The following is an 11,706-nucleotide window of genomic DNA, read 5'->3' as shown; positions in this document are numbered from 1 at the left end:
TAGAAGTTTATAACAAAGTTTATTAGACACTGTCACACCCAAATGTTTCAATTTGTTGTAACAACGATCGTCCATATCCCACGGATTTTCATATAATCTGCCCACTTTACAACTGACATACAAATCATAACCAGAAAGATACCTAAAACATAATGCGAAAACACCCTCTCGCCGAAAGGTTACGGAAAAATAACAAATAAAACACTTATTAGTCACAATAAAGGTATCAAAAAGTAATCCCCTGGTAATCTTTTGGTGATTTTATTGCATTTTTTGTTGCATCACCCAAAGGATCGTGTTACAATTACAATAAGGTATCAAAAAGTAATCTTTTTATAACCAATAAGGTTTTGGAAAATATTCATATAGTAATGGAATAGTAAACAAAAGGAGATGTGTTTTATGAGTATGATGTTTAACTTAAAAGCGGATATTGGAAATAGTAAAGTTAAGTTCAAAATTGAAGATAAGATTGAAAAAGTACCTAGTGTATACAAACGTTTGTTTAAACCTCTTGATCCAAGTGAAACAAATATTGAAAAATGTGTTGTGAATTTACTAGATGAATTACAGGTACATATTACAAGCAATACAATAAAGCGTAGTGGTCAATTTTTAGTTGGCAAACGTGCGATGAATTTTGCTAAGGATACAACAACAATGGATATTGAAGAAGGTGGAAAACATGAAGATGATCTACCGATTATTCATTTAGTTAGTATTGTAGCTGCAAAGGCAATCCAAAAGGAATTTGGAGAAACTAACACCTTACCAGCAACACTTGATGTAAAAGTAAAGCTAACTACAGCTATACCAGCAAGTGAATGGAAACCAGAACACGCTAGAGTATTAGAAAAACGATTAGTAGAAAAGCCACACATTGCAATTGTAGATGTTGCTGAAGAGAAGGTGACTGTAACAGTTAGTTTTGAACAAGTAACTGTTACTCGTGAGGGGATTCCTCCATTGTATCGAATGATTCGCGCGATTGCTGATGGTGAGAATAAGATGTTTAGAAAATACGTGGAATTTTGTAAACAAGAACTAAAATATACCGAAGAAGAAATCCAAAAAATGTTAAAACTCGAAGTGTTTTCAGCAAAGAAAATCCTGCATGTTGATATTGGTGATGGTACAACAGAGTACATTTATACAGAAGGATTAAATCCTAAACCTGATTCATGCACAGGTGAACGTCGAGGTATCGGACATGCTTTGTTAGAAGCGATAAAACTTTTACAGAATAACAGACCAGGGGTTGGAGAAATTACCCGTCAACAATTTGCTGAGATTTTATTACATGAGGAACACAAATTCCATCAAGAAGCTAAAGAGTTTTTCTATGAGACTCGTTATGTTCAAGCTGAGAATATTTTGCGCGATATTCGTAATAAATATAGAAATAATACAGCCAGTGAAGCCGAAGTCATTGCAATTTATGGAGGAGGATCAATTGCACTAGAAGAAGATTTGGAAAAAGAGTTAGTATCGTTCTGTAAAAGAAATAAATTAGAATTACTATGGATTCCGGCTGAATATGCTGTTGACATGAATATTGAAGGCTTAGATGTACTAGAAAAAGAAGTGTTAGTTTAGGTTGGTGTTAAATTATGAAGGCAAAAACAAAACCAGAACAATATGGATGGAAACTAAAAAAAGTAAATGATCCGGAATTTTGGGATTGGTACGAAAATCAAGATAATATAGGTGAATCGTTATTTACTTTAATAAAGTTTTTTATAAAACAATATGGAACGTTAGACGTAAAAAGCTTTGAAGCACAGCAAGAAATGCATAGAGATTTGTTGATGAAAGATGAATTTTATCAAGAGTTCAACAAAATGAAAAATTTATTACAAGATAATACAGTTGTTTCTAAAGTGATCACTGAACAACCTTCTGTTCAAAATATTGAACCCTCAAAAGGTGAATCTGTAAAAAAAGAGGAATCAATTAAAGAAGAAACAAAAGAAGAAGTGAAACAAGAAACATCAGCACCGAATATATTTGGTGCTGTAAATCGCGATAATATTGTTTGAATATGTGCATCAAAACTATTAAACAGAAATGTAATTGGTCATGATCCATACGAGATATATGTACAAGATTATGAACAAAAAAAGTACAGGGATATTGAAGTGAAAATGCTAGTTGTCCGTAAAGGGCAACTAGCATTTTTTTATGAGAGGGTAATAGTGAGGACAGCTGACATAATATTATAGTGTGATCTAGAGATCAGTTATATAGGTAGGATATATACAGAGATAATATATATGTACAAGCTATGTGATATATATTATATGCCAGGAACGATGGATGGTGTTTCGTACCGAAATACGAAAGATGTTGAGTTGGATTTGGATGATGGAATATGGAATGAATGGGCTGCCGGCCGCCGCGGATTTACTGTAGTTAAAAGACTAATAGCCTTTCGATTAGTTACAGTATTCGTAGAATACAGTTACTATCTCAAGGATAACTTCAGTAATCTTGATCTTTATAAGAATTAGAATCTACCTTGATATAATAGGATTTTAGTATAGAATAGCTATAGGAATAGGCACAGAACTAATTTACAAGTATTCTTACGCCTATTCCTATAGCTATTCTATTCATTTCTATAGTAATTCCATAAGTAATTCTTAAATATATTCTAAACTTATTCCTTAGTGTATTCTGTTTGAAATATCGAAGGTATTATTTGAGAAATTGATGTTTTCATCACTGATCCACTTCGATATTAATGCGAATAAAGGGTTAAATGTACTTATGAAACATTCGTATTAAAAATAAATTGAATTTTCAGAACTAACCACGTAATGGAACTAAAATAACCTATGATCAGGAGTAAAGAAAACACATCCCCTCATTCTTTTAGATGATGTTTCGCGACGAAAAAAACAAGAAAAGAAGAAGGAGAACATAAAAGAGACAAGAACCCCCTATTGCATTATGTAAGATTTTCGGCGTATAATTGCGGTACACGATTTTTAGAAAAGAGAGGTATATAGAAATGAAATACGAAACAAGTGTCAGCATGTTTTTGTCTTCACTTAAGAGTCGCGGGCGCAAAGAATCTACTCTCCAAAGATACCAATACGATCTATCTATTTTTGTCTCCTGGATCAAAAAAAGACACCCATCCCCTTCTCAAGAAGTCTTTCAATCTTTCGATACAAATACATTGTTTAGTTTCTTAAATGCTCTTAAAAGAGATCGTGGAGCGTCTATATCTAACATAAAAAGGATTAAAGGAGTTGTAATTAACTTTTTACAGTTTCATGGTAATACAAGCGATTTAAAAAGTGATGTTGCCCCTCCACCCCTTACATCAAAAAATTTCGCTTCAGATAGGGAAATACGTAAACTTATGCGCACTATAAAAAGTTTAGATGGATTATCAGAATACCAGGCATCCGGAAGAATACATATCTTGAACCGAAATATCCTGTTAGTCCGTTTCATGCTAAAGTATGGTTTATCTATTCAGGACATTATTTCGCTATCCATGAACGATTTAAAACTTAGTGAAGGTATTATTACCCCAGGACAAACAAGTGCGTTTAAACGCACCGTAAAGCTATCTAAAAAAGATAGAGAATTAGTCCTAGACTATTTAAATGACATTCCTGAAACGATACGGCCAAAACAACATAGTAACGATCCATTATTTGTAGCTTTTGATTTCGGACCACAAACATTTCGTTGGAATTATGAGAAAGATGCTCCTGGAGCATTAACGAAAATTGGTGTACAAAGGATGCTTCAAAAAGAAATTAAACGTGCAAGTATCCACGTTACTCCTACAACGTTACGGAATCGTTGGATACTAAATGCCTTACAAAAAGGAATGACGCCGGTAGAGATCAAGTTACATCTTGGTTTAAAAAGCATTGAAGCCCTACATCGTTATGTAGTGTTTTGGAGCGATATGGAGAAATCTACTTAATACGGTAAGTGAAATTTTAGATTATCTTTAAATTGTAGTAGACTGTTATTATATATAACGATAGACCTGCGGTAATATGTCAACTAAAAAATATAAACGTTTAAAGTTATCAAAGGCCTATTTGCTTAAAAAAGACATCACGAAACTAAACCAGTAATATATGTAATTTACTGGAAAATAATTGAAAGGTAGCGATGACAAGTTTTATGTCACACTTTCACGCACCTTTCTGGCGTAAAGAGTTGGTGACTACGTAGTAGCGCATCCACCAATCGCACAAGTTTTCTTGCGGTTAGAACGAGTGCACGTTTGTGTTGATGTTTTGGTACTTCATTATATTTTTTTACGTAATATTCTTGATAATCAGATACATGCCTTCTTACAGAGTTGGCGGCTTCAACTAAGTAATACCGCAAGTAATGATTTCCATTACGGGATAATGAAGTGTTTTCTGCTGTGAATCGACCAGATTGGTGCGTGCGCCAATATAGTCCGGCATATTTTGCTACTTTGGTTTCATCATCAAATCTTTCGATTTGACCAATCTCAGCGATAATACCGGCGGCGAATACAGGACCAATTCCAGGAATAGATTCGAGTGTTTGGGTTAATCCAGCCATGATTCGCTTAATGGATTTTTCTATTTCTTTGATTTGCTGTTGATAGGTACGAATAACCGCAATTGATGTTCCTAGAAGAACATCGATTGAGTCTTCTACGACCTTATCCAAACGATAGGAAGAGCGAACAGCCCTTTGAATGGTTGATGCGACACATTTCGGGTCACCGAATCGATTTTTCCCTTTCGTTTGTAGGAACTCAGCGAGTTCCTCTAAAGGCATGTCGGCTAGCTCTTCTAGACTGAATTTCTCAAGAAATAGTTCCATCATGGCGTTGCCAAAGATAGAAGAATCCACTTCTTGTGAGAACGTATTACATTTATAACTTAAGTGTTGGAGAAAATGTTGTTTTTCCTTTGTCAACATTCTAACGAGCTGATAACGAGATCTTGTTAATTGCTGGAGTGCCACATACTGACTTTCTTTTACGATAGACATTTGATTTCGTCCAAACCGTAAATAGTCAGCGATGACAAAGGCATCAATCTCATCTGTTTTATCCATGTCAGAATAGCTTTTCTTAAAATTTGCAATTTGTTTTGGATTCATTAGAAATACCTTTGCTCCAAAGCGTTGTAAGTCTTCATCATAATGAAGAAACATAGATGGATGAAAACTATAAACAGATGTGGATTCTAGGCCGATTTTAAAAGTTTCAATTTCTTGGTTAGCTATACACTGTAACACTCGCTCTTTGAGCGCTGTGGCACCTGGCAAGTCGTTGTTGACCGAAAAGAAATCTAGCTTTTTACCTTCACCATTTAAAATACAAGCTTTTATATCAAACGAACTTACATCTAAACCAACAAATAATCTCATGTAAGAGACCTCCCTTCTATTTAGAATCATTGCTTGGACGTCTCGAGATATCTCTAGTGTGTACGCCGACCAACAACCTCGTGTATGAGAGCTTGTCCTGAATCGAAAGCCGCCCTAGAGCTACTAACATCTAGGTTCGAGGATCAGGCTGCTCAGCCTGCGAGTAGGGAGTCCCGCACGTTCACTGAGAAACACTCTAAGTTATGTGATAAGTCCACAGGAGGAATAAGAATTGTCCCAAATGATCCTAAGACCATTATCTAGAAATATCTTGAGACGTCCAAGTATTTTATTTATTACAGGACTCTTATTAAAGAAAAAATCTAAGTCTGAAATAGGACTTAAATATTAATATACGAGGAGGATTTAATGATGTTACCGAAATTAGATGCTAGATGTGAAAAATGTAATGGTTATGGGATTGAGTGGAATAAAACTTTTGATAGAGCTGTAGATAGGGGTACCGCCACATCGCTATCAAGCTAAGCTCATACAACGTCAATTATAGTAGAGATTATTTCTTTTTTCTAAAGGCTACGTATAGGGGTAAAACCACATCGCTATCAAGTTAAGCTTATGCAAAGTCAATTTTAGGCGAGATTGTTTCTTTTTTCTAAGGAGCAAGTATAGGTGATTGAAAGATTTGCATACGAAATAAACCCTACCGGGTTTCACTTTTTTGAATTAAGCGGCTTGATTATCAGACATAGAATTGTAAACGACACCTAATATATCAAAGACCGTTTTTTTCTCATATCGATGAGATTTCCGCCCGTTTTGCTGTAGAAGATTGAACAGACGAAGTAACACCTTTGATAGCTCTTGGGTGTTTTTCTGTATAGTTTGGAATAGAAGAAGAAAATAGTCTTTAATCATATATATGGCTTTATACTCACTAAGCTCTCGTTTTTTCTTCATGAGGAGCAATTGGCGCATTTGAAACATGATAGAAGAACAGAGTAGAATGGCAATCAATTGACCATATAAATGGCACTCTAATCGTTCTGCTTTTATCTTTTTACAATGATGAATTTGAAAGAATGACTTCCACGTTTTAAATAAAATTTGTCGGGTAAAAGACTGGCGCGGTATCAGTTGTGATCCGTTTCCAGCCTCTCCCCATAAGAACTGCTCGTGAGGTTTTCCCTCAAGCAGCTCACCCCATAAACTTCATCAAAAGGGTTATGAGACCTATCAAATGGCAGACACTTTCATCGGAAACTCTCTGCACTTTTCAGGGGAAGGACTTTCCAGTCCCAGTAAAGCCCCAGTACACCATAGAGATATTCGTTACTCCATCTCTGCCATCCGATGCTACGCTTTCGTCGTCGTTTCCTTCTCGTTAACAGTGTGCGAATTTTCATCTCCGTATAATCACGTACTTCACTGAAAGCTTGACTAGAGTTCCCAACCCGGAAGTAGTTCACCCATCCAGTCAGTACGGCATTGATTTGTTTTATTAAGTCTTGTGCTGGCTTCGCTCCTGCGTTTTGAATGAGTTCGCGAATTTTTGCTTTCACTGTCGTGCGAGCTTTCTTCTTCGGGATCATGAAAACGAAGAATCCATTCTTATTTCGGTTCGGTATTCGTCTCAGGTCAAATCCTAAAAATCCGAAGGATTCTCCTTTTAGGACATTGACCATCTGAGTCTTCTCCAGATTCAGTTCAACTCCCAAAGGCTTTAACTGTTCCCACAGTCGTCGTAATGCCAGTTCAGCCCATCCACTTTTACTGGAGTGTCCGCTTACAGCGATAACTATATCGTCGGCAAAACGGTGATAGTTTACAGCTTCGTAATTGCCATCAGCTGTTTTACGTCGAATGGTATCAAATGTCCAATCCACTTCATTGAGGTAAATGTTCGCGGCTAGTGGAGAAAATGGTCCCCCTTGCGGGACACCGATCTTTCCTGTTGCCTTAATTACCTGTTTTACAAGATGCATAACCTGTGGGTCTTGGACACGTTTCGCGATTTTCTCCAATAATATGTTGTGTCGGATTGTATCAAAGTAGCGTGACAAATCAACATCAATTATTATGGTCATACGGCGCAATATACTGCGTCGTACTTCTGCCAATGCCTGATGTGGAGAGCGTTTCGGCCGAAACCCATACGAGTTTGGACAGAAATCAGCTTCAAAAATTGCTTCTAATATGAGTTTTAGCGCTCCTTGTACTACACGATCTCGTATACACGGAATTTGCAGAGTTCGCATTTTGCCGTTTGTCTTTGGGATTTCTACTTTTCGATTGGCTTGTGGTTGGTATATTCCAGCTTGTAATTCTTCTTGAATACCCGTTAAGAATGGGATAACTCCTTCTAGTTCTATATCAGCAAAACTTTTTCCATCAATGCCTGGGGCACCATTGTTTTTCCTCGCCTGTTGATATGCTTCGTGAAGGGTTGTAATTTTGGTAATGTGGGTAAATATCCCCCAAAACCGGTGCGTAGGTTCAGACTTCGCCTTTCGATAGATTCGTTGCCTTAGTTCCTGCAAAGTGATGGGTGTTTTTGTCATAGCACCCTTGCCTCCTTTAGTCATACGAAATGTTTACAGGTTCGGATCCTTTCCTCCCCGCGTGTTTTGCTGCACGCAGATCTCTGGTACTACGATCCGTTCCGCCACCCTGACACCTACCGTTCTCACTTCCCGATCGCGGTTATAGAGACGGTCTCCTCGATGAGATTTCTTCATCGGGTGTCGAGGGCTTCTCCAGTTTCCACATTATCTTTCTCTCCATGTCGCCGCTGATACCCCGCCGGTGAGAACTGCCGTTCCAGACTCGTTTCGGTCAGTTCTTGTTGCTTTCGCACGTTATCGACCGTCTCAGCCACCGGAATTGCGTGTAACGAGGCTACATCTACGTTCACTGTACGTTACAACCTGGAGATTTGCCCACATGCCTTTTGCATGTGATGTCAGAGGGCTTCGCCATGTCGCTTTCACTTCATGGCGCCTCTCAGGCTACGGGAGTGGAGTCTATTCTCCCGATTGGACTTTCACCAACTAGATAATGTGTCCTTATCTGGACACGCCGATTTGCCAACGCAAAGAATACCAGTCATGTACCTGTCCCATAGGGACAATATCTGTAGGGGTGTTTGTCATATATACATTGATACCGCTGAGTCGTTTACTACGAGGAGAATACTTCATTCCTTTCTTTTTTTCTCTTACAGCTTGATCTTGTAATCGTTTTTGTTGCTGTTGTTTTGTTAATCGATGAACAATTACACGAGCTGGCACTTTATCATTCATTCCTACATAAGCATCAGCTACTTCACACGTTTGTCCTGGTTGAAGGGAGTTCATTAACGTCTCTATATCTATCTGTATATACTCTGTACCTTTCTTAATTCTTCCATCTTGAAAATAATCAGGGTTAGGATTTTTTTGATACATACGTGTGTTCGACTTGATACGAGAGATATAGTAGGCCTCTTTATCTTGTATATATTGAAGGTCTTTTAAATGAAAATAACCTAAATCTCGGATACATAAATCATTTGCTGTCACAGTTGGGGCACACAAAGAGCCGTAAGTGCGATCATGTTGTTTACCTGGACCTGTATGAATATGAAGGAACTGTCCACTTAACAAATCATACTCAAGTTGAATTTTTATCCCAGCTGTATGGCTACATCCTCCTGCACCTGGATAAACCGATGAAAATACATCAGGGAGTTGAAATGCAGTTGAATCTAAAATACGAATACGCTTAAAAACAGAAGTATATGGAGAAGAAATCGGTATAGATGAGGTCAATTTTCGGCTTAGTAGTTCAGCTAGTATGTGTTGTAGAAATTGGACGGCTGCTTTATTAAATCGTTGGTTCAGTCCCTCGGGACTGATGAGCACTTCTGTCGAGGCTTCTAAACAGCTAGATAACTGAGTTAAAGACGTCGTAGCGATATTTTGGTTCATCCATACACATAAAGCGACTAAATCTTTTGCTTGGTACTTACTGGTTCGTTGTACGAAACCAACATCTCGAGCAAGATTCCGTAAGGTATTTGGAGATAAAAAACGTTGAATCTCTTGAGCAAATAGTTGTAATTCATCAGAAACAGACATAAAAAACGCCATCCTTTCCTATGATTCTACAGAAAGAATAGCGTTTTTTTCTCTTTATGGATACATTTTTTTAGCTCGATAGCGATGTGGTGTTACCTCAAATATAATTATTTTATTTGAAGGTCCCTTTTAAATTTTTATTAAATCTTTTCATAGGTTGATATACAAGGACGTGTAATGATAAACCTATCACTGCAGTAATGTTCAAAATAATACTTATAATCATTAAAGACCATTCTATAACTGGAGAAAAGTATCCGTTCGTGCTTAATGTAGAAGAACTGATACCTAGTAGTAAAATCACTATTAGTAAAGGTAAGTTTTTAACCAATTTGAATCCCCCTTTTAAATATAATATCTTTATATTATTATATCACACTGGATTATGTAATTAATATAAGATAGTTATCTATGAGAATTTAACATATTTTCTCTTTTTGGGGGTGACCTACTTCTTTAGCTTGATAGCGATGTGGCGGTACCCCATGCCCATCAACTTAAGAATTTGCACTACCCCCAAGTGTCAAAAAACGTTATTCTTTCTAAAAAGCTAGCTAGAAAGGATGACATTTTTTATGAATCTTTCAATTCAAGATGAATTACAACTATTTTCTGAAGAGCTGTATCGTCATTTAACCCCTTCTCTTTTGGAAGAACTCGCTAAAGAATTAGGTTTTGTAAAAAGAAAACGAAAGTTTTCAGGAAATGAATTAGCTACCATATGTATCTGGGTCAGTCAACGTACAGCGAGTGATTCTCTCGTTCGACTATGCAGTCAATTACACGCCGCCACAGGCACTCTTATGAGTCCAGAAGGACTCAATAAACGCTTTGATAAAAAAGCGGTTGAATTTTTGAAATATATTTTTTCTGCATTATGGAAAAGTAAACTTTGTAAAACATCAGCCATTTCAAGTGCAGCACTCACGTATTTTCAACGAATCCGTATTTTAGATGCGACGATTTTCCAAGTACCGAAACATTTAGCACATGTATATCCTGGGTCAGGTGGTTGTGCACAAACTGCAGGTATCAAGATTCAATTAGAATATGACTTACACAGCGGACAGTTTTTAAACTTCCAGGTAGGTCCTGGAAAAAATAATGATAAAACATTTGGAACAGATTGCTTAGATACCTTACGGCCGGGTGATCTGTGTATTCGTGATTTAGGATATTTTTCATTGGAAGACTTAGATCAAATGGATCAACGTGGCGTGTGCTATATATCAAGACTTAAGTTAAACCATACCGTCTATACGAAAAATCCATTTCCAGAATACTTTCGAAATGGGACAATCAAAAAACAGTCACAGTATATCCAAGTTGATTTAGAGAACATTATGCACACGTTAAAACCAGGACAAACGTATGAAATAAAAGAGTCGTATATTGGCAAGAATCAAAGATTATTTACAAGAGTAATTATCTACCGATTAACAGAGGAACAAATACTGGAACGTAGAAAAAAACAAAGCTATACCGAAAGTAAAAAGGGGATTACCTTTTCAGAAAAGAGTAAACGATTAACGGGTATCAACATATATGTTACGAATACGCCTTGGGAAGTGGTTCCGATGGAACAAATCCATGATTTTTACTCCCTCCGCTGGCAGATCGAAATCATATTTAAAACGTGGAAATCTCTATTTCAAATTCATCATTGGCAAACTATCAAACAAGAGCGATTAGAATGCCATGTGTATGGAAAACTCATTGCCATTTTTATATGTTCTTCCACGATGTTTAAGATGCGCCAACTTCTGTTGCAAAAGCACAAAAGAGAACTAAGCGAATATAAAGCAATTGGGATGATTCAAGATCATCTATCCCTGTTATATCAAGCGATACAGAGAAACACCCGTATAATAACAAAGGTTTTAATCCGCCTGTTTACCCTACTAAAGAAAAATGGCCGGAAATCCCATCGATATGAGAAGAAAACTATCTTTGATATTATGGGTGTTGTCTATGAGTATAATGGATTGAGAAAACAAAAGAAAGCTGCATAAGAAAAAAATGAAACCCGTTAGGGTTTATTTCGTATGCTCATTTTTAAGAGGATTATACTGTTTAAAAGTTTGTTCATTTCAATTAATGGAAAACCGTAGAGTTTCTATCCTTAAGTTGATGGGCATGGGGTACCGCCAGCATTTCGGAAAAAAACCACGCTAAGAAAATCAGAGTTAAAAAATCAGAAAATATATCATTATTCCAAGACACATACAGTGTCTTTTTTTAT

8 protein-coding genes and 2 pseudogenes are annotated in these 11,706 nt (G+C 36.8%); 5 read left to right on the top strand and 5 right to left on the bottom strand.

Features of this window, described 5'->3' with window-relative positions; genetic code table 11:
• Window positions 1-402: 402 nt before the first annotated feature.
• The 4 genes from KZZ19_RS30815 (at window position 403) to KZZ19_RS30800 (ending at window position 3,949) form a co-directional block, all read left to right on the top strand.
• Window positions 403-1,596, top strand: a complete 1,194-nt coding sequence (locus KZZ19_RS30815) for a ParM/StbA family protein (protein ID WP_000062290.1) — start codon at window positions 403-405, stop codon at window positions 1,594-1,596.
• A 14-nt stretch (window positions 1,597-1,610) separates the two neighbouring features.
• Window positions 1,611-2,039: a hypothetical protein gene (locus KZZ19_RS30810; protein WP_000645017.1), complete on the top strand. Its 429-nt coding sequence runs from the start codon at window positions 1,611-1,613 to the stop codon at window positions 2,037-2,039.
• Between the two features lie 234 nt (window positions 2,040-2,273).
• Window positions 2,274-2,510 (top strand): hypothetical protein, encoded by a 237-nt coding sequence (locus KZZ19_RS30805; protein ID WP_000277226.1) that lies wholly within the window; start codon window positions 2,274-2,276, stop codon window positions 2,508-2,510.
• A 503-nt stretch (window positions 2,511-3,013) separates the two neighbouring features.
• The gene (locus KZZ19_RS30800; protein ID WP_000873092.1) at window positions 3,014-3,949 is read left to right on the top strand and encodes a tyrosine-type recombinase/integrase; all 936 of its coding nucleotides are present in this window, start codon (window positions 3,014-3,016) and stop codon (window positions 3,947-3,949) included.
• Window positions 3,950-4,158: 209 nt separating this feature from the next.
• Here the strand turns inward: KZZ19_RS30800 and KZZ19_RS30795 are convergent, their stop codons facing one another.
• The 5 genes and pseudogenes from KZZ19_RS30795 to KZZ19_RS30775 all read right to left on the bottom strand — a co-directional run bounded on the left by KZZ19_RS30795 (window position 4,159) and on the right by KZZ19_RS30775 (window position 9,795).
• On the bottom strand, window positions 4,159-5,388 hold the full coding sequence (locus KZZ19_RS30795) for an IS110-like element ISBth166 family transposase (RefSeq protein WP_001236344.1): 1,230 nt from the start codon (window positions 5,386-5,388) through the stop codon (window positions 4,159-4,161).
• Between the two features lie 684 nt (window positions 5,389-6,072).
• A pseudogene (locus tag KZZ19_RS30790) lies at window positions 6,073-6,456 on the bottom strand (IS4 family transposase); the annotation flags it as partial.
• A gap of 143 nt (window positions 6,457-6,599) precedes the next feature.
• Window positions 6,600-7,907, bottom strand: coding sequence for a group II intron reverse transcriptase/maturase (ltrA, locus tag KZZ19_RS30785; protein WP_000169371.1), 1,308 nt, complete (start codon window positions 7,905-7,907; stop codon window positions 6,600-6,602).
• A 513-nt stretch (window positions 7,908-8,420) separates the two neighbouring features.
• Window positions 8,421-9,464: pseudogene (locus KZZ19_RS30780) on the bottom strand (IS4-like element ISBth4 family transposase); the annotation flags it as partial.
• Between the two features lie 112 nt (window positions 9,465-9,576).
• The gene (locus KZZ19_RS30775; protein WP_000240401.1) at window positions 9,577-9,795 is read right to left on the bottom strand and encodes a hypothetical protein; all 219 of its coding nucleotides are present in this window, start codon (window positions 9,793-9,795) and stop codon (window positions 9,577-9,579) included.
• Window positions 9,796-10,039: 244 nt separating this feature from the next.
• On the opposite strand from KZZ19_RS30775, the gene KZZ19_RS30770 reads away from it, so the two are divergent.
• Window positions 10,040-11,476 carry an IS4-like element IS231C family transposase gene (locus KZZ19_RS30770; RefSeq protein WP_001053969.1) on the top strand — a complete coding sequence of 479 codons (1,437 nt, stop codon included), beginning with the start codon at window positions 10,040-10,042 and terminating at the stop codon, window positions 11,474-11,476.
• Window positions 11,477-11,706: the final 230 nt, after the last annotated feature.

The sequence above is a fragment of the Bacillus thuringiensis genome (assembly GCF_022095615.2).
In the GTDB taxonomy this organism is placed as follows: Bacteria; Bacillota; Bacilli; order Bacillales; family Bacillaceae_G; genus Bacillus_A; species Bacillus_A cereus_AG.
The sequence above is the reverse complement of the archived record's forward strand: the minus strand, read 5'-3'. Positions and strand labels throughout refer to the sequence as shown.